Below are 21,096 nucleotides of genomic sequence, written 5' to 3'. Positions count from 1 at the left end.
TGAGGTGAGCCACCATGCACGCAGAGGTCGGTGACAAGGTCGTCATCCACGGCCGGACGGTCGGGACGGCGGACCGGAACGGGACAGTGATCGAGGCGCGGGGCGCGGACGGCCCGTACGTCGTGCGGTTCGACGACGGGCACGAGACGCTCGTCTCCCCCGGGCCCGACCTGACGGTCGTGCCGAAGGCCTGATCGGGTCCTACGACCCGACGAGGACCGCGGCCGCGACGAGCCGGGCGGGCGCGGACGCGCAGTCCAGCTCGATCCCGTCCTCGTCGGGGCCCAGGGGTTCGAGCGTGGCCAGCTGGGTGGCCAGCAGGGACACGGGCATGAAGTGGTCCTGCCGGGCCCGCATGCGGGCGGCGAGCTGGTCGCGGGTGCCGACGAGGTGCACGAACCGCAGGTCGGGGACCGCCGCTCGCAGCAGGTCGCGGTAGCCGCGGCGCAGCGCGGAGCAGGCGACGACGGCACCGTCCGGCGCGGCGGCCAGCGTGGTGCCGACGACGCGCAGCCACGGCCACCGGTCGTCGTCGGTCAGCGGTATCCCGGCCGCCATCTTCGCCCGGTTGGCCTGCGGGTGCAGGCTGTCGGCGTCGAGGAACGGGACGCCCAGCTCGTCCGCCAGCAGCGCGCCGACCGTCGACTTGCCGCAGCCCGAGACCCCCATGACGACGACGCGGTTCACCAGTCGTGCACCGTGCCGTCGGCCAGCCGGTTGTAGGGCAGGTAGGCGGTCTCGTACGGGTACTTGCCGGCCTCGTCCAGGTCGAGCTCGACGCCGAGGCCGGGCTGGTCGCCGGGGTGCAGGTAGCCGTCCGTGAACGTGAAGGACTGCCGGAACACCTCGTCGGTCCGCGCCCCGTGCTTCATGTACTCCTGGATGCCGAAGTTGTGGATGGCGAGGCCGACGTGCATCTGCGCGGCCAGGCCGACCGGGGAGATGTCGGTCGGGCCGTGGAACCCCGACTTCACCTGGTACTGCGCGGCGTAGTCCATGACCTTTTTGAGCGGGCTGATGCCGCCGAAGTGGGTCGAGGCCGCCCGGACGTAGTCGATGAGCTGCTCCTTGATGAGCCCCTGGAAGTCCCACACCGTGTTGAAGATCTCGCCGATGGCCAGCGGGGTCGTGGTGTGCTGGCGGACCAGGCGCAGGGACTCCTGGTTCTCCGCGGGCGTGCAGTCCTCCAGCCAGAACAGGTCGTACGGCTCGAGCGACTTGCCCAGCTTGGCCGCCTGGATCGGGGTCATGCGGTGGTGCCCGTCGTGCAGCAACGGCACCTCGGGTCCGAACTCGTTCCGGACCGCCTCGAAGACGGTCGGCAGGTGGCGCAGGTAGGCGCGGGTGTCCCAGTCCTCCTCCGCCGGGTAGGCGCCGCGCTGGGCGGGCTCGTGGTCGTACCGCTCCTCGCCCGTGGACTGAGCGGCGATGCCGTAGATGGCCTTGAGGCCCGGCACGCCCGACTGCACTCGGATCGACCGGTAGCCCTGCGCCTGGTGCTCGCGGATCGAGTCGAACAGCTCGGGCAGGTCCGTGCCCGACGCGTGGCCGTACGCCATCAGCCCGTTGCGGCTGGCGCCGCCGAGCAGCTGGTAGACCGGCATGCCGGCGGCCTTGCCCTTGATGTCCCACAGGGCCATGTCGACCGCGCCGATCGCGGCCATCGTCACCGGCCCCCGGCGCCAGTACGCGCTGCGGTACAGGAACTGCCAGGTGTCCTCGATCCGGTGCGGGTCGCGGCCGATCAGCAGCGGCACCACGTGGTCGCGCAGGTAGCTCACGACGGACAGCTCGCGGCCGTTCAGGGTGGCGTCCCCCAGGCCGGTCAGCCCGTCGTCGGTGGTGATCTTCAGGGTGACGAAGTTGCGGTTCGGACTCGTGACGACGACGTCGGCGGCGACGATCTTCATGCTCGTGCTCCTGTGAGAGTGGGCTGACTGACGGCGAGTGCCTCGGCGACGTGGCGCGCGAAGACGTCCGAGCGAGCGAGGCGGGGGGCGAGCGAGGCGAGGGCGAGGCGGGCACGGGCGGCGCTCCCCTGCCCGTGCAGCCGCGCTGCGAGCGCGACCGCCCCCGCGTCGGAGACGGCGACGTCGACGACGTCGAGGTGGCTGATCCAGGCGGCGACGACCCCGGCTCCGGCACGCCCGACGGGCAGTCCGGCGGCGGCGCGTGCCTGCACGACGGCGAGGACGCGGACGGGGAGCTTCTGGGAACCGTCCCGGGCGATCTGGGCGAGGCGGTGCTCGATGCGCGCGTTGGCGAACCGGTCCCGCAGGGCCGCGAGGTAGTCCTCCACGGGTGCCGGCAGCACGTCGGCGGCCTCCTGCCAGAGCAGCTCGAGCTGCGCGCGGCAGACCGGGTCGGCGAACGCCTCGGCGACCGTGGCCCGGCCGCGGGCGAGCCCTTCGTAGGCGAGCAGGGAGTGGCCGGCGTTGAGCAGCCACAGCTTGCGGCGCTCGTCCGGCTCGAGGTCGTCGACGAACCGCGCTCCGGCCAGCTCCCACGCGGGACGCCCGGCCGGGAACGCGCCCTGGAGCACCCACTCGCTGAACGGCTCCGTGACCACCGGCGCACGGTCGTCACGGCCCGTGAGCACGCGCACGGTCGTCCGGTCGGTGTCGGTGGTGGCCGGCGTGATCCGGTCGACCATCGTCGAGACGAACGAGACGTTCTGCTCGATCCAGCGGGCCAGGTCCGGGTCGACCGCGACGGCGAGGTCCAGCGTCACGCGGCGCAGCACGGCGCCGTTGTCGGGCAGGTTGTCGCAGCTGACGACCGCGATCGGTCCGGCGCCGGCCGCGCGGCGGGCGCGCAGCCCGTCCACCAGCCGGCCCGGTGCCGTGACCGCGTCGACGGCACCGCGCGCCACGTCGTCGCCGACGTCCGGGTCGTGCCGGTCCAGGCCACCCGAGTCGGCGCGCCGGTAGCCCGCCTCGGTCACCGTCAGGGTGACGACCCCGACCTCGGGACGGCTCAGGTAGTCCCGCCAGGCGCCCGCGTCCGCCCCGTCGTGCACGGAGACCAGCGAGTCGACCACAACAGGGTCGTCCCGGCCGGCCGAGCGGACGAGCACGGTGTAGCGGCCGTCCTGGGTCACGAGGGGTACAGCGGCGGCCGCCGATCGACCCGTGAAGGCGGCCACGCCCCAACGGTCCGCGACGCCCACCGACGTGTTGGCCAGGTCGGTGTACCAGATCGGGTGAGCCCGGGCGAAGGCCCCGAGCCCCAGGTGGACCAGCCGTACCGGGGCGAGCGCCTCGGTGCGCCCCCAGCCCGTCGTGTCGTGCACGGTGTCCACCTCCAGATCGGCGACCCCTCGTCGGGTCTCCGACGATTCAGCACCCGGACAGGGTCCGATGGCAATCGGTTGCCGCGACTTGCCTCGCCGCCCACGGGTCAGGCGTTCCGCCGGCGCACCCGTCGGGCCGTCGACTCCCGCACGACGAGCTGCGCGGGCAGGAGTGCCGGCCGCACGTCGGGCGGAGTCCGTGAGCGCATCCCGACCAGCAGGGTCTGCACGGCGTACCGGCCCAGCGACTGCAGCGGTGCGGCGACCGTGGTGAGCGACGGCGAGCAGAGCTCGGCGCCGAAGATGTCGTCGAACCCGACGACGCTGACGTCGTGCGGCACGCGGACGCCGGCCGCCGCCAGCCCGCGCATCAGGCCGATGGCGACCAGGTCGTTGTAGGCGACGGTCGCAGTCACCGTGGAGCCGGCCACGTCCGCCGCCGCCTCCGTCCCACCCGCGAGCGTGGGCGTGTAGGGCCCGAGGCGCTGCACCCGCAGGCCGAGCTCGTCGGCGGCCTCGCGCATCGCGCGCCAGCGCATGCCGTCCGCCCACGACGCCTCGGGTCCCGCGGCGTACGCGATGGACCGGTGACCGAGCTCGGCCAGGTGCTCCATCGCCCGCCGCATCCCGCGCGCGTTGTCGGTGATGACGCTGGGGATCCCGGTGAGCACCCGGTTGAGGACCACTGTCGGGCGCTGCTTGGCCATGACCCGGATCGCGGAGTCGGACATGCGCGACGTGCCGAGCACGACGCCCTCGACCAGCGGCAGCGACCTCTCGAGCGCCTTGCGCTCCGCGGTCGCCGACTCGTGCACGTCCGCCACGAGCAGCGTGTAGTCCGCCTCCGTCGCCGCCATCTCGGCCCCGCGGATGATCTCGAAGTAGAACGGGTTGGTCACGTCGGACACGACGAGCGCCAGCAGCGACGTCTTGCCGGTGGGCAGCGCCCGCGCCAGCGGGTTCGCGCGGTAGCCCATCTCCTCGGCGACCCGGCGGATCCGCGCCGCGGTGTCGGCGTTCACCCGCCCCGGCCGGGAGAACGCCCGCGACACCGTCGACGGTGCGACCCCGCAGGCCTTCGCGACGTCGTAGATCGTCGGGACGCGGTGCTCCTCCACCCTCCGGACGGTAGGCGTCGCGACAAGTCGTGGCAACCGCTTGTCGTCCCGGGGACACGGGGCGTCAATGAGTGCACCGGCCGATGCGCAGATGCGTCGCCGGCGATGAGAGGAGAGCACCGATGCTTCGTCCCCAGGACACCGCGAGCCGCGAGCGCAAGTCGCTGAACGGCATGTGGGACTTCCGCCTGGACGCCCCCGGCGCCGGCCGCCGCGAGCGCTGGCACGACGGCCCCCTCGCCGGAGCGCAGGCCATGCCCGTCCCCGCGAGCTACAACGACGTGCTCGTGGGGACCACCGGACGCGACCACGTCGGCGACGCCTGGTACCAGACCTCGGTCCGGGTGCCGCGCGGATGGGAGGGCCAGCGGATCGCGCTGCGGTTCGACTCCGCCACGCACGCCGCGGTCGTGTGGGTCGGCGACACCGAGGTCGTGCGCCACGAGGGCGGCTACACGCCGTTCGAGGCCGACGTCACCGCCCTGGTCACGGCAGGCGACGAGATCCGCGTGACCGCCGTCGTCAACAACGAGCTGAGCTTCCAGACCATCCCGCCGGGCATCGTGCACGACACCCCGCGGGGGCGTCGGCAGCAGTACTTCCACGACTTCTTCAACTTCGCCGGCCTGCACCGCTCGGTGTGGCTGTACGCGACGCCGACGACGTACGTCGACGACGTCGTCGTCACCACGGACCTGCAGGGCACGACGGGCGTCGTCGCGTACGACGTCACGGTCGCCGGCGACGCCGAGCACACCGTGCGCGTCACGCTCCGCGACGCCGACGGCCGCACCGTCGCGACCGCCGAGGGCGCCAGCGGCGAGCTCGCGGTGCCCGACGTGCACCGGTGGGAGCCCGGAGCCGGCTACCTGTACGACGCCGAGATCCAGCTGCTCGACACGTCGGGGGCACCGTTCGACAGCTTCCACCAGAGCGTCGGCGTCCGCACCGTCGAGGTCCGTGGCACGCAGTTCCTCATCAACGGCGAGCCCTTCTACTTCCAGGGCTTCGGCAAGCACGAGGACAGCGCGGTCCGCGGCAAGGGGCACGACGACGCGTACCTCGTGCACGACTTCGAGCTCCTCGACTGGATCGGTGCCAACTCGTTCCGGACCTCGCACTACCCGTACGCCGAGGAGGTGTACGAGTACGCGGACCGCAAGGGCATCGTCGTCATCGACGAGGTCGCGGCGGTCGGGCAGAACATGGGCCTGGCCGGGGGCGTGTTCGGCGGCCAGAGCTACGTGACGTTCTCCCCGGAGACCGTGAACGACGTCAGCCAGGAGGCCCACGCGCAGGCCATCCGAGAGCTCGTCGCCCGCGACAAGAACCACCCGAGCGTCGTGCTCTGGTCCATCGCCAACGAGCCCGAGTCCGACACGGACGCCGCGCGCGCCTACTTCGAGCCGCTGTTCGCCCTCACCCGTGAGCTGGACCGCAGCCGCCCGGTCGGCTTCGTCAACGTGATGCTCGCCCCGCACGGCTCGTGCCAGGTCTCCGAGCTCGGGGACGTGCTCATGCTCAACCGCTACTACGGCTGGTACGTGAACACGGGCGACCTGGTCGCCGCGGAGGCCGCCTGGCTGGCCGAGCTGCAGCAGTGGGCGGGCGACGGCAAGCCGATCATCATCACCGAGTACGGCGCCGACACCCTCGCGGGGGTGCACTCGCTGACCCCGCAGCCGTGGTCCGAGGAGTACCAGGTCGAGTACCTGGAGATGAACCACCGCGTGTTCGACGCGGTCGACGCCGTCGTCGGCGAGCAGGTCTGGAACTTCGCCGACTTCGCCACCGCGTCGAACAGCGTGTTCCGGGTGGACGGCAACAAGAAGGGCGTGTTCACCCGCGACCGCCGCCCCAAGTCGGCCGCGCACGTGCTGCGCCGCCGATGGACCACCAAGCCGTGACCCGCAGCACCCAGCCACCCCTTGATCGAGGAGCCGTCATGACCAGCACCGTCGCTGTCCAGGACCCACCCGTCACCACACCCGTCACCACGCCCACCGCCGCGCCGGCCCCGACGCTCCGGTTCCGCACGTACCTCGGGTACGCCGCCGGGGATGCGGGCAACAACCTGGCGTTCTCCATGACGTCGATGTTCCTGCTGCTGTACTACACCGACGTCGTCGGCATCTCCGCGGCCGCCGCGGGCACCCTGTTCCTCGTCGTCCGGGTCTGGGACGCGTTCGCCGACATCTGGGCGGGCCGCCAGGTCGACAAGACCATGACCCGCTGGGGCAAGTTCCGGCCGTTCTTCCTGTTCGGCTCGCTCCCCCTCCTCCTGCTCTCGGTGGCGACGTTCACGGTCCCCGGCGGCCTCGGCGGCACGGGCAAGCTGATCTACGCCTACCTGACGTACGCGCTGCTCGGCCTCGCCTACAGCCTGGTGAACATCCCGTACGGCTCGCTCGCGTCCGCCATGACGCAGGAGCCCGTGGAGCGCGCCCGGCTGGCGAGCTTCCGCTCGATGGGCACGGCGGCGACGATCATCGCGCTGGCGTTCATCGTGGCGCCGCAGATCAAGAGCTCGGACAACCTGCAGCAGTCGTTGACCCTGACCACCCTGCTCTTCGTCGTCATCGGGTTCGGGCTCTACATGCTGCTGTTCGCCACGTCGAAGGAGCGCGTGGCCCGCGATGTCGCCCACGTGAGCCTCAAGCAGAGCCTCGGCACCCTCAAGGGCAACCGCCCGCTGCTCATGCTGTGCCTGTCCGCGCTGTCGTTCCTGGTCGGCATGTTCACCCTGCAGACCGTCCAGGCGTACTACGCCCGGGACGTCCTCGGCGACGCCAACTACTTCATCATCCTGACCGTCGTCAGCACGGGCGTCATGTTCGTCGTCGCGGGCTTCATCCCCCGGATCGTGCGGGCGGTCGGCAAGAAGCCCGCGTACGTGGCCAGCAGCGTCGTCGCCATCGTCGCCGCCCTCGGCATCGCCCTGACGCCCTCGACCCGGCCGGGGCTCGCCATCGCGTTCTTCGGCCTCTACGGCGTCGGCATGGCCGCCGTGAACACCCTGATGTGGGCGCTCGAGGCCGACACCGTCGAGTACGGCGAGTGGCGCACCGGCGTGCGGACCGAGGGCACCACCTACGCGGTCTTCTCCTTCACCCGCAAGGTCGGGCAGGCCGTCGGTGGGGCCGCCGCGGCGTTCGGTCTCGCCTTCGTCGGCTACGTGGCCCAGCAGGACGTGCAGAGCCAGGCCACCCAGGACGGCATCCGCTACATCGCCGGCTTCGTCCCCGCGGCCTTCATCACGATCGGCGTCCTCATCATGGTCTTCTACCCCCTGACCGAGGCCCGGTTCCGCACCATGGTCGCCGAGGTGGCGGCACGTCGCGCAGCGCGGGAGGACTGACCGTGCCCACGCTCACCGCCCCGGCCCTGCGCCTGCACCCCGACCGGCTGCTGCCGTCCGCACCCGAGCAGCTGGCGATCGCCCGACGCCTCTACGACGAGGTCCGCGCCCTGCCCATCGTGTCGCCGCACGGGCACGTCGAGGCACGCCTGCTCGCCGAGGACCGGCCGTTCACGGACCCGACGTCGCTGCTGGTCACGCCCGACCACTACGTGACCCGGCTGCTGCACGCGTCCGGTGTCCCCCTCGACCGGCTCGGGGTCGGGCAGGGCCCGCTCTCCCCCGACGCCGCCCGGGCGGCCTGGCGGCTGCTGTGCGAGCACTGGACCGTCTACCGCGCGACCCCCGTGAAGTACTGGCTCGAGAGCGCCCTGTCCGACGTGTTCGGCCAGAGCCTGCGGCCCAGCGCGCGGACCGCCGACGAGCTGTACGACGGGATCGCCGACCAGCTCGCCCAGCCCGCGTTCCGGCCCCGGGCGCTGTTCGACCGGTTCGGGATCGAGGTCCTGGCCACCACGGACGACCCGGCGGACGACCTGGCGGCCCACGCGGCCCTGCGCGACGACCCGACGTTCACCGGGCGCGTGGTGCCGACGTTCCGGCCCGACCGCTACCTCGAGGCAGGCCGGCCCCAGTGGGCTCAGGACGTGCGGCGGCTCGAGGCCGTCGCAGGCGTCGACACCGGCACCTACGCCGGGTGGGTCAGCGCGATGGAGGACCGTCGCGCGTACTTCCGGGCGCACGGCGGGGTCTCCACCGACCACAGCCACGAGGACGTCGGCACGGAGCCGCTCGCCCGCGCCGACGCCGAGCGGATCTACGCCGCCGCGCTGTCGGGAGTGGCGACCGCGCCGCAGGCCACGGCTCTGCGGCGGCACATGCTGCTCGAGATGGCCCGGATGGCGACCGACGACGGTCTGACCATGACCCTCCACCCGGGCGTCCGACGCGGCCACCATGCCCCGACGGCGGCGCGGTTCGGGCCGGACACCGGGCACGACCTGCCCCTGCCCGGGGCGTTCACCGACGCCCTGCGCCCCCTCCTCGAGCGGTTCGGGAACCACCCGAACCTCACGCTCGTGCTGTTCACCCTCGACGAGACCGTGTTCTCCCGCGAGCTCGCACCGCTCGCCGGGTTCTACCCGTCGGTGTACGTCGGCGCACCCTGGTGGTTCCTCGACGCGCCCGACGCCATCCGCCGCTGGCGGTCCGCGGTGTCCGAGACCGCCGGACTGTCCCGGACCAGCGGCTTCATCGACGACACCCGCGCGTTCTGCTCGATCCCCGCGCGGCACGACATGGCACGCAGGCTCGACGCGGGCTACCTCGCCGGGCTCGTGGCGGACCACCGCCTCGACGAGGACGAGGCCGCGGACGCGGTCGTGGACATGACGCGCGGGCGTCCGCTGCAGGTCTTCGGCCTCTCGTAGCCCGTGTTGCACGTCCCGGGCAGACTCGGGTCATGGGTTCTCCCGCGGCCTGGGTGCTGCACGTCGACCTCGACCAGTTCGTCGCGGCCGTCGAGGTGCTGCGCCGCCCGGAGCTGGCCGGCCTGCCGGTGGTCGTCGGCGGCCGCGGCGACCCGACCGAGCGGGGTGTCGTCTCCACCGCGTCCTACGAGGCCCGGGCCTTCGGCGTGCACTCCGGCATGCCGCTGCGGGTCGCGGCCCGCAAGCTGCCCGACGCCGTGTTCCTGCCGGTGGACGCACCGGAGTACGAGGCGGCGTCGGAGGGCGTGATGTCGACGCTGCGCTCGCTCGGCGCCGTCGTCGAGGTGCTCGGCTGGGACGAGGCGTTCCTCGGCGCGCAGACCGACGACCCCGAGGCGCTGGCCCGACGCGCGCAGGAGGCGGTGCTGCGCGAGACGCGGCTGCACTGCTCCGTGGGCATCGGGGACAACAAGGTCCGCGCCAAGATCGCGACGGAGTTCGGCAAGCCCGCCGGCGTCTTCCGACTCACCGCGCAGAACTGGTCCGACGTCATGGGCCACCGACCCACCAGGGAGCTGTGGGGCGTCGGGTCGAAGGTGTCAGGACGGCTCACCGCGCTCGGCATCGGCACCGTCCACGAGCTGGCCGCCGCGCCGGTCGACGCCCTGGTCGCGGAGTTCGGGCCGCGGATGGGCGTCTGGTACCACGAGCTCGGGCAGGGGCTCGGTCCGACGACGGTCGACGACACCCCGTGGGTGCCGCGCGGCCACAGCCGCGAGACGACGTACCAGCAGAACCTCACGACGCCCGAGCAGGTGCGCGACGCGGTCCGGGAGCTGGCGGTCGCCGTGGTCGAGGACGCCGCGCAGGACGGCCGCGAGGTGCTGCGCGTGGCGATCAAGGTGCGCTACGCGCCGTTCGTCACCAAGGGCATGAGCCGCAAGCTCGCGCAGCCGACGCGCGACGCGGCGACCGTCGTCGACGCGGTCATGGCGCTCGCGGACAAGCTCGAGGACCGCGAGGTCCGGCTCCTCGGCGTCCGCGCGGAGATGGTCATGCCCGACGACCCCGCCGACCGGACCCCGGTGCGCGGCCGGATCTGAGCGTCAGCCCGCGAGAGCCGCCCGCAGGAACGCGATGTCCTGCGCCTGGCCCTCCGCGGGCGTCTCCACCAGCGCGTCGCAACCCGCCTCGCGGACCACGTGCGCGATGAGCTCCGGCGGGATGGTGCCCGTACCCAAGTTGGCGTGCCGGTCCCGCGAGGAGCCGTGCTCGTCCCGCGAGCTGTTGGCGTGCACGAGGTCGACCCGTCCGGTGATGGCGCGCACGCGCTCGACGAGGGTCTCGAGGTCCTCCCCCGCCGCCCAGGCGTGGCAGGTGTCCAGGCACAGCCCGACGTCGTACTGGCCGATCGCGTCCCAGAGCATGGCGATCCGGTCGAGCGTGCGGGCGCACGCGTTCTCGCCGCCGGCCGTGTTCTCGACCAGCACGCGCACGGGGAACGTGGCGCGCTCGAACGTCTTGCGCCAGTTGTCGATGCCGACTGCGATGTCGTCGCCCTCGCCGACGTGCCCGCCGTGCACGATGAGCCCGCGGGCGCCGAGGGTCGCCGCGGCGGCCGAGTGCTGCGCGATCATGTTCCGGCTCGGGATGCGGATCCGGTTGTTGGTCGACGCGACGTTGACCAGGTAGGGCGCGTGCGCGTAGATGCCCAGGCCCGAGGCGAGCAGCGCGTCCGCGTCGTCCCGCGGGACCGGCTTCTTCCACCCCTGCGGGTCGGCGAGGAACACCTGGACGCACTCCGCGTCCAGGGTGGCGGCCGTGGCCACCGGGTCGTCGTCGCGCACATGGGCGCCGATCAGGACCATGTCGGTCTCCCTCCGCTCGGGCACGCGCCAGGCTAGACCGCGGCGACGACAGCCGCTGGGTCCCGTCCGTCGGCCGCCCAGCGCAGCACCCGCAGGCCGCGCAGGGTGAGCCAGCGGCTGGGCTGCCCCTCGGTCTCGCCGAGGTCGACCAGGAGGCGGTCGTGGTACGCGCGCTCGAGTCGCCAGCGCCCGTCGGCTCCCCGCTTCGACTCGAGGACCTCCAGCGCCTCGGACATCCGCTCGTCCGGCCGCGGCCGCGCCACCCGCAGGTAGTCCAGCACGCGGGCGACGTCGTAGTGCCACCCGTTCGGGAACCCGATCTGCAACCACCGCTCCTGCGGGACGACGTCGTCGGTGAGCCGGTGCAGCAGGCGGCGGTCGATCAGGTACTCCTCGCCTCGCACCCGGGCGGCGCGGACGTCGTCGTCGGGCCCGGTCGAGCGCTCGTACTCCAGGAGGCCCTCGAGGACGTTGATCGTGGTGTCGAACGACCCGCGGGTCGAGCCGTTCTCCTGCTCGCAGTTCCAGCCCCCGTCCGCCATCTGCTCCGTGAGCAGGCGGTCGACGACGACCCGCACGTCGTGGCCGAAGTAGGCGCCGATCGCGACGGCGCGGCCGTTGATGCACGGCTCCACCTCGCCGTCGAAGAACTTCATCGTCGGGTCGTACTCCCAGCGCGCGGCCTCGTGCACCGGTGCGAGCGCGCGGCGGGCCTCGTCGCTGCCCGGGTCGAGGCCGAGCACCCGCAGGAGACGCAGCGTCGCCTCGGTCGAGACCCACTCGGGGAAGAACGTCCCGCCGCTCCACCGGCCGTCGGGCTCCTGGGCCGCGAGCAGCTGGGCACCCCAGCCCTCGTGCGCCACACGCGCGCGCTCGGCGGCGACCTGGTCGGCGGGCGCGTCGGTGACGTCCTGCAGGACCTGCCAGCGCAGGGCCGGGTCGGAGTCGAGCAGCCAGGCGATGATGTCCATCGGTCCATCGTGCCGCGGCGCCGGGCCGCCGTCAGGTCGGACGCTGGGGGGTTCTGACAGGTCCTCCCGCCGGGTCCGGCGACCGTGTTCCATGGATCCCATGCGAGGAGCGATCATCCATGGACCCGGGAACGTGCGCGTCGAGGAGCGCCCCGATCCCACCGTCATCGAACCCACCGACGCGGTCGTCCGCACGGTCGCCGCCTGCGTCTGCGGCTCGGATCTGTGGCGCTACCGGGGGCTGGCCGAGGTCCCGCGGCCGACGCCGATCGGGCACGAGTACGTCGGCATCGTCGAGGAGGTCGGCGACGCCGTCACCACGGTGCAGCCCGGCGACTTCGTCGTCGGCGGGTTCCTGCACAGCGACAACACCTGCCCCGTCTGCCGCAAGGGCATGCACTCGGCGTGTCAGCACGGCGGCGGGTACGACGGCTGCCAGGCGGAGAAGATCCGCATCCCGAACGCGGACGGCACGCTGATCGCCACCCCCGGTCAGCCCGCCGCCGACCTGGTCCCGAGCCTGCTCGCGCTCTCCGACGTCATGGCCACCGGCTGGCACGCCGCCGTGTCGGCCGGCGTCGGCCCCGGCACCAGCGTGGTCGTGGTCGGCGATGGCGCGGTCGGCCTCAGCGGCGTCCTCGCCGCTGCGCAGCTCGGGGCGACCACGATCATCGCGATGAGCCGGCACGCGGACCGCCAGAAGGTGGCCACGGAGTTCGGCGCCACCCACCTCGTCGCCGAGCGGGGCGAGGAGGGGCTCGCCCGCGTGCGGGAGCTGACCGACGGCATCGGCGCGGACGCGGTCCTGGAGTGCGTCGGCACCGAGGAGGCCCGGCTGCAGGCCGTCCAGGCCGCGCGCCCGGGCGGCATGATCGGCCTGGTGGGCGTGCCCCACGGCGACCTGCCCACGGACCAGCTGTTCTGGGCCAACAAGGGCATCCGCGGTGGGCCGGCGCCCGTCCGTGCCTACCTCCCGCGCCTCATCGAGCTGGTCCTGGACCGGCAGATCGACCCCGGCAGGGTCTTCGACCTGACGCTTCCGCTGTCCGAGGTGGCCGAGGCCTACCGCGCGATGGACGAGCGGCGCGCGATCAAGGTCCTGCTGCAGCCCTGACCGACAAGGAGACACCGACATGGAGATCACCCCGCTGCCGTCGACGCAGAAGGGACCGGAGGAGTGGTTCACCGGGGACGTCTGGTTCGACGTCCTCGGCGCCCCGCCCGCGCCCGCCCGGCTGCGCGTCAACACCGTCCGGTTCGCGCCCGGCGCGCACACGTTCTGGCACCGGCACGTCAACGGCCAGACCCTGCACGTCACCGAGGGCGTGGCCCGCGTGGGTACCCGCGACGGGGCGGTGGTCGAGGTGCGGCCCGGGCAGACCGTCTGGACGCCGCCGGGCGAGTGGCACTGGCACGGCGCCGCCCCGGACCGGTTCATGACCCACCTGGCGATGTGGGAGATCGGCGACGGCACCGCCGGCCCCGACACCGAGTGGGCGGAGCCCGTCACCGACGAGCAGTACGGGACGGGCGCATGAGCGCGTGGACCGCCGACGAGCTCCGGCGCATCGAGCGGGTCGACGAGCTCGAGGTGTCCTCGCGGCGCCCGGACGGGAGCCTGCGGCCGTTCGTGACGATCTGGTTCGTCACGGACGCCACCGACCTCTACATCCGCTCCGCGCACGGGCCGACCAACGGGTGGTTCCGCCGCGCGCGCGAGTCGGGGGCCGGACGGGTCCGGGTCGGTGCCGTCGAGAAGGACGTGCGCTTCGAGGACGCCACGGACGCGCCGCACGACGATCTCGACGCGGCGCTGCACGCGAAGTACGACCGCTACGGGCCCGGTCCGGTGGGCGCGATCGTCGGCCCGACGGTCGCGCCGGTGACTCTGCGCGTCGTTCCCGCGGACTGATCGGGGCCCGGATGGTGCAGAACGGGCGGAACCGGTCGATGATCACCAGATGGGCGTACCCAAGGAGACCGAGTCGAGCATCGACCTGCCGGTGTCGACGGCCGTCGCGTGGCGGGCCCTGACCAGGGCCGCGGGCGCCGACGAGACCGTCCCGGGCACGACGTGGCACCTCGAGAACGCCGACGTCGCGATCGACTCGGCCACGGCCGGGGAGGGCGCCGGCGGCTTCGCCACCTGGAACGGCATCGACTACCGCGTCGCCGCGCACCTGGTGCCCCGAGGCTTCGGCAAGACCCTCCTGCTGCTCACCGCCGATCCCGGCGTCGAGCAGCACGGGCTGCGCGGGGACGCACACGCCTCCGTCTCGCACCGGCACGCGCGCCGGGACCTGGAGGCCCTGGCGCAGGCCGTCGGGGACGCGGTCGAGGCTGCGCAGCGCGGGACCCCGGCGGGCTGACGGCGGTCAGTCGGCCAGACCGATCGCCTCCAGGTCGAGCGGGTGGATCCACTCGTCGCTGACCGGCACGCCGCCGGCGCGGGCGATCGCCTCGCGGAGCGGGATCGCCCACACGTGCTCGATCAGGGCGATCGCGGCGGCGCTGCCCTCGGGGATGGAGTCGGCGACGTCCCAGAGCTGAGCGTCGTCGATGATGTGCCCGTCGGACCCGGCCTCGAACCCGAGCAGCGCGCCGACCTCCGCGCCCTCCTCACCGGCCAGGCCGAGACCCAGCAGGGCGCCGATCGTCGCGCCGACGTCCTCGGCCTCGTCGATCGACAGGTCGCTGCGGCGCAACGCCTCGATCGAGCCGTCCTCCAGCTTCTGCACGGCGAGCACGTCGATCAGACGGATCTGGTCGTTGTCCCGCAGGTACGCGAGCTCCTCGAGGATCTCGCCGGTGAAGTTCGGCCGGTCGAAGGCCACCACGAGCAGCTGGACAGGTCCGATGGTCATGCTGGTCTCCTGGGTACGCGTGATCGATGGGGTCGGACGGTCGGGCTCAGCGCGCGAGCAGCTTCGCCTTCTCGGCGTCGAACTCCTCCTGCGTCAGCACGCCGGCGTCGAGGAGTCCCTTCAGCTTCGTGAGCTCGTCGTACACGTCGGTGGCCGGTACGGCAGGGGCCGGCGGGGCGGGCGGCGGCTCGGGGGGCTGGGCCTGCTCCGCGGAGGCCTGGTCCGCGGAGGCCTGCGCTGCGGCGCCTCGGGCGGCACCAGCCTTCGAGGCGACGTGGGCCGTGGCTCCCAGGACGGCGGCTCGTCTCAGCATGCGCGGCATGGGGTGCTCCTTCGCTGGCGTGGCACCCGAGGACCGCGACCGTGTCGTTCGCCCGGGTTCACGCCATGCTCGTGCGGGCGCCGAGCGGTGTGCTCACCCGCGCGGGCGCTCACCCGGGTGATTGGGCGGATCCGTCGGAGCGGTCGAGAACGACACCACCTCGAGGCCCAGGTCGAACAGCCGGCGAAGGACCCCCTGCACGTGCGCCTGGTCCGTGAGCGGCCCGACGAGCTCGGTCCGACCGTCCCCCGCCGTCACCGTCATGCCGTCGACGGCGTCGCCGAAGCGTTCGTCGAGCTCTCCCGCGACCACGATCGTGCAGATGACCATCCGGGCATCGTGGTCGCACAGGGGGCGTCGCGGACCACCCCTGCGGACGCTCACCCGGGTGGTTGCGCGTCCCGCTCGTCGAGACGGGCGATCGCCGCCTCCCGCGAGGTCACGCCGAGCTTGCGGTACGCGGCCTTGAGGTGGGACTTGACGGTGTTGTACGAGATGAAGAGCTGCTCGGCGATCTCGCGCTGCTGGAGGCCGTCGCCGGCGAGGCGGAGCACGACGACCTCGCGCTCGGACAGCGCCTCGCCGAACTCGGTGGGGTGTCCCCCCGGCGCCGCCAGCATGCCGCGCAGCGCCGTCGAGCGCGCCACCAGCGCACCAGCGTCGGGGAGCCGGTCCAGGACCTCGTCGGCGAGGTCGACGGAGGCGAGCGCGGCGGCTCGGTGACCGAGCACCCGGTCCGCCCTCGCCAGCAGCAGGTACGCGTTGGCCAGCCAGGCGCTGCGGCCGATCCCCTCCAGGACGTCGATGGCGGAGCGGAACAGCGCGACCGCGCCCTGGGGGTCGCCCGCGCGTCGTGCCCGTTCGCCGCGGGCGAGGAGCAGCAGCCCGCCCGAGGGCGAGCGGTCGGCGCCGATGACCGTCAGGACGTCACTCATCCGGTCGAGCAGGGCATCGGCGTGGCTCTGGGCGCCCAGCGAGGACTCCACCAGGCCGAGGTTGCCGACGGCGAACGCGAGCATGATCGGGTTGGCGTCGGAGATCTGGCCGACCGCGAGGCGCAGCGTCTCCGCGGCCTCGGGCGCCCGTCCCTGCAGGTAGAGCGCCTGACCGAGGCACGACAACGCGATCCCGTGCCAGCTGGGGTTCGGCGCAGCGACGACGGCACGTCGCGCGGCGGCCTCGGCCCGTCCGACGTCGTCGACGCCCACGACCGCGTCGAGGAAGTCGATGCGGAAGCCCAGCGACAGGCCGTCGGAGTCGAGGGTGTCGAGCCGGCCGCCACGGGCGACGTCGAGCCAGCCGGCGGCCCGGTCGATCTCGTCGGTCAGGCTCGCGGCCACCGCCCGGACGAACGCGAGCTCGGGGTCCCGCTGCGCCTCGGGCCACGAGAGCGCGGCGAGCCATCGGCCGATCGTCGCGCTGCGCCCGGCGGCGGCCATCGACTGCACCTGGCCGGCGACGAGCCGGGATGCCGTCGCGACGTCGCGCGACGCGATCGCGTGGTCCGTGGCCGCCTCGAGGTCCCCGGACGCCTCGAGCCAGGCGGAGGCGCGCGCGTGCAGGACGGGCACCAGCTCTGCGCGGGTCCGGCCGAGCTCGACCCGCAGCGCCTCGCTGAACAGCTGGTGCGCCTGGTACCACTCCCCCGCGCTGTCCACCGAGATGAACAGGTTCGCGCGCTCGAGGTGGGCCAGCAGCGCGCCCGAGCCCGACGTCTGCGTGACGGCGTCGCAGAGCGGGCCGCTGAGCCGTCCGAGGATCGAGACCTCGAGCAGGAAGTCGCGGGTCGACGGCTCGACCAGCTCCAGCACGTCCCGGGCGAGGTAGTCCACGACGTGCCGGCTCGCCCCCGTGAAGCTCTCGATGAACGCGCCGCGGTCGGTCGGCGGCATCAGCAGCGACGCGAGCCGCAGGGGTGCGGGCCAGCCGCCGGTCCGCTCCGCCAGGCGGTGCTCGTCGGCGGCCGAGAGGCCCACCACGCCGATCCCGTCGAAGAACCGGGAGAGCTCGTCCTCGTCGAACCGCAGCACGTCCGCCCGCAGCTCGGCCAGGTCGCCCGAGGCCCGCAACGTCGCCACGGCGAGGGCGGGGTCGGACCGCGTCGAGACCACGAGCTGCACGCGCGACGGACGGTAGCGCAGGAACTCCGCCAGCTGGGAGCCGATCTCGGGGGTCTCGGCCCGGTGGTAGTCGTCCAGCACGAGCACGACGTCGCCGGTCCCCCTCGCCAGCTCGGCGCACAGCCGCGGGAGGGCCGCGTCCACGATCTGCTCCGGGTGTGCGCGCACCGCGAGGATGCCGCCGACGTCGACGAGCGGGTCCACCCCGGCGAGCGCGGCGACCACGTGGGTCCAGAACCGGGCCGGCTCGCAGTCCCCCGCGTCGAGCGTCACCCACGCGAACCGCGTGGCGGGGTCCGCCTGCACCCACTCCGCGAGCACCGTCGTCTTGCCGAACCCGGCGGGGGCCGACAGCAGGGTCAGCCCCTGGCCGCGACCCTCGCGCAGGGAGTCCAGCAGGTGCGGGCGGCTCACCGCGCCGCGCGCGAGCCGCGGCGGCGCCAGCTTGGCGCGCACCACGCCCAGGTCCGGGGACCACGGCGCATCGACGTCCTGCAGCATCAGCTCTCCCAGGGCCGTCCGGCTTGCCTGAAATGCACCCTAGTCCGTCTCACCCGGGTGATTGACCGCGGGGGTGATCCCGAGCACGGACCAGGCATCCGACGATCTCCACGAGCCCTTCGCTCTACCGCCGACCTAGGAGTCCGCCATGAACCTGTCCGCGACGTTCGGCAGCGGAGACGTGCTGCTCTGGATGCTCGAGTTCTTCCTCTTCGTCATCTGGTTCTGGCTGCTGATCGCCATCTTCGGGGACCTGTTCCGCGACCGGGAGACCGGTGGCGGGGTCAAGGCGCTGTGGGTCGTGCTGCTCATCATCCTGCCGTTCATCGGCATCCTGCTGTACCTGATCGTGCGCGGGCGGGGCATGGGCGAGCGGCAGGCCGCGCAGATGCAGGCGGCCCAGGCGGCGTTCGACGACCGGATCCGCAGCGCGGCACCCACGGCGTCGGCGGCGGACCAGATCGCCCAGGCCAAGGCGCTGCTCGACTCGGGCGCCATCGACCAGGCGGAGTTCGCGAAGCTCAAGGCCGCCGCGATCGGCTCCTGAGCCGATACCGACAGAAGGAGAGGTCCGATGACCGAGTCATCGCTGGACACGCTGGGACCCGTCGACTACCTGGTCGTCGAGTTCCCGGCCGGGCAGAGCAGCTTCACCGGGGAGATGGTCGACGAGCTGGTGAAGCTGGTCGACGCCGGCACCATCCGCGTGATCGACGTGCTCGTCCTCACCAAGGACGAGGACGGCACGGTCGACGCGATCGAGCTCTCCGACATCCCGAACCTCGGGCCGCTGGAGGCGATCGAGGCCGAGCTGGCCGAGCTGCTCGCGGCCGAGGACGTCGAGAACCTGGCCGCCGCGATGGACCCCGGCAGCGTCGCGGGGGTGCTCATCTGGGAGAACCTGTGGGCCGCCGGGTTCGCGTCCGCCGCCCGCCGCTCGGGCGGTCAGCTCATCGCCGACGGCCGCATCCCCATCCAGGCCATCATCGCCTCGATCGAGGCCGACGAGGCACTCGCCCTAGAGGAGTCCTGACATGCCGCTCCGTCCCGCTCGCATCGGACGCGTCGGGGTGGTCGGCCACCCCGTCGCCAAGACCGCCGTCGTCGCCAAGGCGATCACTCCCGGACCCGCGCCGGTCGCCAAGACGGCCGTCGTCGCGGCTGCGGTGACACCGGGCCGCCGGCGCCGGATCTAGCGCGTCCGCGTGCGTCCGCCGACCGGCTCGAACGGTCGGCGGACGCACTCGTCTGGCCCGCGCGACGTCGCACTGCCAGGGTGTCGGCATGGGAGAGACGGACGGCATCGCCGGAGTGTTCGACCGCGCCGCGGACACCTACGACGACGTCGGGGTCCCGTGGTTCGGCCCGATCGCGGCCGGGCTGGTCGACGAGCTCGCCGTCGATCCGGGCGAGCGGGTGCTCGACGTGGGCTGCGGACGCGGGGCGGCCCTGGCGCCGCTGGCCCGGGCGGCCGGACCGACCGGGTACGCGCTCGGCATCGACCTGGCCCCGCGGATGGTGGAGCTGACCGCGCTCGACCTGGCCGACCTGCCGCAGGTCGAGGTCCGCGTCGGGGACGCCCGCGCGCCCGCGCTCCCGGCGTCCTCCTTCGACGTCCTCGCCTCGTGCCTCGTGCTCTTCTTCCTCCCGGACCCGGCGGGTGTGCTGCGCACCTGGAGCGAGCTGCTGGTGCCCGGCGGCCGCCTCGGCGTGACCACGTTCGGCGCGCAGGACGAGCGGTGGCGGGCCGTCGACGCGCTGTTCGACCCGTACCTGCCGCCGGCCATGCTCGACGCGCGCACGAGCGGCACCCGCGGACCGTTCGCGTCCGACGACGGCATGACGAACCTGTTCGACGACGCGGGACTCGGGGGCGTCCGGACGGCGCACCGCACCGTCGAGGCCGCGTTCCGCGACCCCGAGCACTTCCTCGAGTTCTCCTGGTCCCACGGGCAGCGCGCGATGTGGGAGGCCGTCCCGCCGGACCGGCACGACGCGCTGCGCTCCGACGTGCTGGAGGCGGTCGGCGCGCTGCGCGACGGCTCCGGGCGGATCACCTTCGGGCAGGACGTCCGGCACACGCTCGGCGAGCGCGCCTGACCGGATTGCGCCCGCGGCGAACCGGGGGCATATCGGGCCTCCCCACGTGGCTGTACCGGCCGTGGAGGAAGAGCCCCTGGACGCGTACTCGCGCACGGTCGTCGCCGTCGCCGAGGCGGTGCTGCCCAGCGTCGCCAGCCTGACGGTCCGGAGCGGACGCGGGACCGGCGCCGGCAGCGCGAGCGTCATCACGTCCGACGGGTACCTGCTGACCAGCGCGCACGTGGTGGCCGGCGCCACGCTGGCCACGGCGGCGTTCAGCAACGGCACCACCCTGCAGGCCGACGTCGTCGGACGCGACCCGCTCTCCGACCTCGCCGTCCTGCTCACCCGGGGCGACGTGCCCGCGCCGGTCACGCTCGGCGACGCCGCGCAGCTGCGGGTCGGCCAGCTGGTGGTCGCGCTCGGCAACCCGCTGGGTCTCGCCGGCAGCGTCACGGCCGGCATCGTCTCGGCGCTCGGCCGCTCGCTGCCCACGGCCTCGGGCCGGGTGGTGGACGAGGTGGTGCAGACCGACGCCGCCCTCAATCCCGGCAACAGCGGCGGGGTGCTGGCGGACAGCGCGGGCCGGATGGTGGGCGTGAACACCGCCCTGGCGGGCATCGGGGTCGGGCTGGCGGTGCCGATCAACACCACCACCCGGGAGATCATCACCGCGCTGATGACGACGGGCCGGGTACGCCGGGCGTGGCTGGGCATCGTCGGCGCGCAGGTCCCGCTGCCCCCGCAGCTGGTCGAGCGGATCGGCTCCCCGACCGGGCTGCAGATCGCCGGCGTCTCCCCCGGCAGCCCCGCCGCCCAGGCCGACCTGCACCGCGGCGACATCGTGGTCGAGCTCGACGGCAGCCGCGTCGTCACCGCGACGGCCGTGCAGAAGCTCATGGTCGAGGACGCGATCGACCGCCGGATCGAGATCACCGTGTGGCGCAACGGCGCCCTGGTCGACGTGCTCGTGTTCCCGCGCGAGCTGGTGACGTAGCCCGGCTCCCTCGGTGACCGCAGCCTCTATGTTGTGACGGTGGCCCGCGAGACCGCCGACAGCACCGCCGCGCGCGCCGCAGCGTGCCCTCCTCGCGGTGGATGCCGTGGGCTGCCCGGGCACGCCGCGGCGGCCCACGGCCACAGGTGTCACGTTCCCGCGTCCGGCACGGT

Annotated in this window: 24 protein-coding genes; 14 read left to right on the top strand and 10 right to left on the bottom strand. The window is 73.3% G+C overall.

The features are described from left to right. Nucleotides 1-14 precede the first annotated feature (14 nt). Complete coding sequence (locus tag AC1DWH_RS00155) at nucleotides 15-194, top strand: DUF1918 domain-containing protein (protein ID WP_456847047.1); 180 nt, start codon at nucleotides 15-17, stop codon at nucleotides 192-194. Nucleotides 195-201: 7 nt separating this feature from the next. Here AC1DWH_RS00155 and AC1DWH_RS00150 read toward each other — a convergent pair whose 3' ends face one another. From AC1DWH_RS00150 to AC1DWH_RS00135, 4 genes are all read right to left on the bottom strand, one after another. After that, entirely contained in the window at nucleotides 202-687 is a 486-nt protein-coding gene (locus tag AC1DWH_RS00150) for a gluconokinase (protein ID WP_477091954.1), read from the bottom strand. Next, on the bottom strand, nucleotides 684-1,910 hold the full coding sequence (gene manD / locus AC1DWH_RS00145) for a D-mannonate dehydratase ManD (protein WP_456847049.1): 1,227 nt from the start codon (nucleotides 1,908-1,910) through the stop codon (nucleotides 684-686). Before manD ends, AC1DWH_RS00150 begins: the two co-directional genes overlap by 4 nt. After that, a complete protein-coding gene (locus AC1DWH_RS00140; protein ID WP_477091953.1) occupies nucleotides 1,907-3,292 on the bottom strand; it encodes a mannitol dehydrogenase family protein in 1,386 nt (461 codons plus the stop codon). Before AC1DWH_RS00140 ends, manD begins: the two co-directional genes overlap by 4 nt. Before the next feature lie 107 nt (nucleotides 3,293-3,399). Next, nucleotides 3,400-4,410: a LacI family DNA-binding transcriptional regulator gene (locus AC1DWH_RS00135; protein ID WP_477091952.1), complete on the bottom strand. Its 1,011-nt coding sequence runs from the start codon at nucleotides 4,408-4,410 to the stop codon at nucleotides 3,400-3,402. Between the two features lie 122 nt (nucleotides 4,411-4,532). On the opposite strand from AC1DWH_RS00135, the gene uidA reads away from it, so the two are divergent. The 4 genes from uidA to AC1DWH_RS00115 are packed head-to-tail and all read left to right on the top strand — an operon-like array spanning nucleotide 4,533 to nucleotide 10,301. Next, the gene (gene uidA / locus AC1DWH_RS00130) at nucleotides 4,533-6,317 is read left to right on the top strand and encodes a beta-glucuronidase (protein WP_477091951.1); all 1,785 of its coding nucleotides are present in this window, start codon (nucleotides 4,533-4,535) and stop codon (nucleotides 6,315-6,317) included. Nucleotides 6,318-6,355: 38 nt separating this feature from the next. Continuing rightward, on the top strand, nucleotides 6,356-7,768 hold the full coding sequence (uidB, locus tag AC1DWH_RS00125) for a glucuronide transporter (RefSeq protein ID WP_477091950.1): 1,413 nt from the start codon (nucleotides 6,356-6,358) through the stop codon (nucleotides 7,766-7,768). A gap of 2 nt (nucleotides 7,769-7,770) precedes the next feature. Further along, nucleotides 7,771-9,198, top strand: a complete 1,428-nt coding sequence (uxaC, locus tag AC1DWH_RS00120) for a glucuronate isomerase (protein ID WP_477091949.1) — start codon at nucleotides 7,771-7,773, stop codon at nucleotides 9,196-9,198. Between the two features lie 32 nt (nucleotides 9,199-9,230). Then, nucleotides 9,231-10,301: a DNA polymerase IV gene (locus tag AC1DWH_RS00115; protein WP_477091948.1), complete on the top strand. Its 1,071-nt coding sequence runs from the start codon at nucleotides 9,231-9,233 to the stop codon at nucleotides 10,299-10,301. A 3-nt stretch (nucleotides 10,302-10,304) separates the two neighbouring features. Here the strand turns inward: AC1DWH_RS00115 and AC1DWH_RS00110 are convergent, their stop codons facing one another. Together AC1DWH_RS00110 and AC1DWH_RS00105 are read right to left on the bottom strand one after the other, a co-directional pair. Continuing rightward, entirely contained in the window at nucleotides 10,305-11,066 is a 762-nt protein-coding gene (locus tag AC1DWH_RS00110) for a deoxyribonuclease IV (RefSeq protein ID WP_477091947.1), read from the bottom strand. A 32-nt stretch (nucleotides 11,067-11,098) separates the two neighbouring features. Then, nucleotides 11,099-12,037 (bottom strand): hypothetical protein, encoded by a 939-nt coding sequence (locus AC1DWH_RS00105; RefSeq protein WP_477091946.1) that lies wholly within the window; start codon nucleotides 12,035-12,037, stop codon nucleotides 11,099-11,101. 100 nt (nucleotides 12,038-12,137) lie between these two features. Between AC1DWH_RS00105 and AC1DWH_RS00100 the strand changes: the two genes are divergently transcribed. The 4 genes from AC1DWH_RS00100 to AC1DWH_RS00085 are packed head-to-tail and all read left to right on the top strand — an operon-like array spanning nucleotide 12,138 to nucleotide 14,406. Beyond that, nucleotides 12,138-13,151, top strand: a complete 1,014-nt coding sequence (locus tag AC1DWH_RS00100; RefSeq protein ID WP_477091945.1) for a zinc-dependent alcohol dehydrogenase family protein — start codon at nucleotides 12,138-12,140, stop codon at nucleotides 13,149-13,151. A gap of 19 nt (nucleotides 13,152-13,170) precedes the next feature. Continuing rightward, a complete protein-coding gene (locus AC1DWH_RS00095) occupies nucleotides 13,171-13,575 on the top strand; it encodes a (R)-mandelonitrile lyase (RefSeq protein ID WP_477091944.1) in 405 nt (134 codons plus the stop codon). Continuing rightward, nucleotides 13,572-13,949 (top strand): DUF2255 family protein, encoded by a 378-nt coding sequence (locus AC1DWH_RS00090; protein ID WP_477091943.1) that lies wholly within the window; start codon nucleotides 13,572-13,574, stop codon nucleotides 13,947-13,949. Before AC1DWH_RS00095 ends, AC1DWH_RS00090 begins: the two co-directional genes overlap by 4 nt. 49 nt (nucleotides 13,950-13,998) lie before the next feature. After that, on the top strand, nucleotides 13,999-14,406 hold the full coding sequence (locus AC1DWH_RS00085; RefSeq protein ID WP_477091942.1) for a hypothetical protein: 408 nt from the start codon (nucleotides 13,999-14,001) through the stop codon (nucleotides 14,404-14,406). 6 nt (nucleotides 14,407-14,412) lie between these two features. Here AC1DWH_RS00085 and AC1DWH_RS00080 read toward each other — a convergent pair whose 3' ends face one another. The 4 genes from AC1DWH_RS00080 to AC1DWH_RS00065 form a co-directional block, all read right to left on the bottom strand. Beyond that, nucleotides 14,413-14,901 (bottom strand): hypothetical protein, encoded by a 489-nt coding sequence (locus AC1DWH_RS00080; protein WP_477091941.1) that lies wholly within the window; start codon nucleotides 14,899-14,901, stop codon nucleotides 14,413-14,415. Between the two features lie 46 nt (nucleotides 14,902-14,947). Continuing rightward, the gene (locus tag AC1DWH_RS00075; RefSeq protein ID WP_477091940.1) at nucleotides 14,948-15,223 is read right to left on the bottom strand and encodes an SHOCT domain-containing protein; all 276 of its coding nucleotides are present in this window, start codon (nucleotides 15,221-15,223) and stop codon (nucleotides 14,948-14,950) included. 93 nt (nucleotides 15,224-15,316) lie between these two features. Beyond that, nucleotides 15,317-15,553 carry a hypothetical protein gene (locus AC1DWH_RS00070; protein ID WP_477091939.1) on the bottom strand — a complete coding sequence of 79 codons (237 nt, stop codon included), beginning with the start codon at nucleotides 15,551-15,553 and terminating at the stop codon, nucleotides 15,317-15,319. 50 nt (nucleotides 15,554-15,603) lie between these two features. After that, nucleotides 15,604-17,844, bottom strand: coding sequence for a winged helix-turn-helix domain-containing protein (locus AC1DWH_RS00065; RefSeq protein ID WP_477091938.1), 2,241 nt, complete (start codon nucleotides 17,842-17,844; stop codon nucleotides 15,604-15,606). A gap of 148 nt (nucleotides 17,845-17,992) precedes the next feature. Between AC1DWH_RS00065 and AC1DWH_RS00060 the strand changes: the two genes are divergently transcribed. From AC1DWH_RS00060 to AC1DWH_RS00040, 5 genes are all read left to right on the top strand, one after another. Then, nucleotides 17,993-18,391 (top strand): SHOCT domain-containing protein, encoded by a 399-nt coding sequence (locus tag AC1DWH_RS00060; protein WP_477091937.1) that lies wholly within the window; start codon nucleotides 17,993-17,995, stop codon nucleotides 18,389-18,391. A gap of 27 nt (nucleotides 18,392-18,418) precedes the next feature. Further along, nucleotides 18,419-18,877, top strand: coding sequence for a DUF6325 family protein (locus AC1DWH_RS00055; RefSeq protein ID WP_477091936.1), 459 nt, complete (start codon nucleotides 18,419-18,421; stop codon nucleotides 18,875-18,877). Nucleotide 18,878: 1 nt separating this feature from the next. Then, nucleotides 18,879-19,040 carry a hypothetical protein gene (locus AC1DWH_RS00050; protein WP_456847665.1) on the top strand — a complete coding sequence of 54 codons (162 nt, stop codon included), beginning with the start codon at nucleotides 18,879-18,881 and terminating at the stop codon, nucleotides 19,038-19,040. 88 nt (nucleotides 19,041-19,128) lie between these two features. After that, entirely contained in the window at nucleotides 19,129-19,944 is an 816-nt protein-coding gene (locus tag AC1DWH_RS00045) for a class I SAM-dependent methyltransferase (protein ID WP_477091935.1), read from the top strand. Between the two features lie 61 nt (nucleotides 19,945-20,005). Beyond that, the gene (locus AC1DWH_RS00040; RefSeq protein WP_477091934.1) at nucleotides 20,006-20,923 is read left to right on the top strand and encodes a S1C family serine protease; all 918 of its coding nucleotides are present in this window, start codon (nucleotides 20,006-20,008) and stop codon (nucleotides 20,921-20,923) included. Nucleotides 20,924-21,096 lie beyond the last annotated feature (173 nt).

The sequence above is a fragment of the Cellulomonas sp. P2_F12 genome (assembly GCF_056403775.1).
Note: the sequence above shows the minus strand (reverse complement) of the source record. Positions and strands in the feature narration are given on the sequence as shown.

Bases quoted from the DNA above. Each gene is read 5' to 3' on its own strand.
- AC1DWH_RS00095 (WP_477091944.1), top strand. From the start codon at position 13,171: ATGGAGATCACCCCGCTGCCGTCGACGCAGAAGGGACCGGAGGAGTGG.
- AC1DWH_RS00115 (WP_477091948.1), top strand. From the start codon at position 9,231: ATGGGTTCTCCCGCGGCCTGGGTGCTGCACGTCGACCTCGACCAGTTC.
- AC1DWH_RS00100 (WP_477091945.1), top strand. From the start codon at position 12,138: ATGCGAGGAGCGATCATCCATGGACCCGGGAACGTGCGCGTCGAGGAG.
- AC1DWH_RS00060 (WP_477091937.1), top strand. From the start codon at position 17,993: ATGAACCTGTCCGCGACGTTCGGCAGCGGAGACGTGCTGCTCTGGATG.
- uidA (WP_477091951.1), top strand. From the start codon at position 4,533: ATGCTTCGTCCCCAGGACACCGCGAGCCGCGAGCGCAAGTCGCTGAAC.
- AC1DWH_RS00085 (WP_477091942.1), top strand. From the start codon at position 13,999: ATGGGCGTACCCAAGGAGACCGAGTCGAGCATCGACCTGCCGGTGTCG.
- AC1DWH_RS00065 (WP_477091938.1), bottom strand. From the start codon at position 17,844: ATGCTGCAGGACGTCGATGCGCCGTGGTCCCCGGACCTGGGCGTGGTG.
- AC1DWH_RS00080 (WP_477091941.1), bottom strand. From the start codon at position 14,901: ATGACCATCGGACCTGTCCAGCTGCTCGTGGTGGCCTTCGACCGGCCG.
- AC1DWH_RS00045 (WP_477091935.1), top strand. From the start codon at position 19,129: ATGGGAGAGACGGACGGCATCGCCGGAGTGTTCGACCGCGCCGCGGAC.
- AC1DWH_RS00155 (WP_456847047.1), top strand. From the start codon at position 15: ATGCACGCAGAGGTCGGTGACAAGGTCGTCATCCACGGCCGGACGGTC.
- uidB (WP_477091950.1), top strand. From the start codon at position 6,356: ATGACCAGCACCGTCGCTGTCCAGGACCCACCCGTCACCACACCCGTC.
- AC1DWH_RS00090 (WP_477091943.1), top strand. From the start codon at position 13,572: ATGAGCGCGTGGACCGCCGACGAGCTCCGGCGCATCGAGCGGGTCGAC.
- AC1DWH_RS00070 (WP_477091939.1), bottom strand. From the start codon at position 15,553: ATGGTCATCTGCACGATCGTGGTCGCGGGAGAGCTCGACGAACGCTTC.
- AC1DWH_RS00055 (WP_477091936.1), top strand. From the start codon at position 18,419: ATGACCGAGTCATCGCTGGACACGCTGGGACCCGTCGACTACCTGGTC.
- manD (WP_456847049.1), bottom strand. From the start codon at position 1,910: ATGAAGATCGTCGCCGCCGACGTCGTCGTCACGAGTCCGAACCGCAAC.
- AC1DWH_RS00110 (WP_477091947.1), bottom strand. From the start codon at position 11,066: ATGGTCCTGATCGGCGCCCATGTGCGCGACGACGACCCGGTGGCCACG.
- AC1DWH_RS00105 (WP_477091946.1), bottom strand. From the start codon at position 12,037: ATGGACATCATCGCCTGGCTGCTCGACTCCGACCCGGCCCTGCGCTGG.
- AC1DWH_RS00050 (WP_456847665.1), top strand. From the start codon at position 18,879: ATGCCGCTCCGTCCCGCTCGCATCGGACGCGTCGGGGTGGTCGGCCAC.
- AC1DWH_RS00075 (WP_477091940.1), bottom strand. From the start codon at position 15,223: ATGCCGCGCATGCTGAGACGAGCCGCCGTCCTGGGAGCCACGGCCCAC.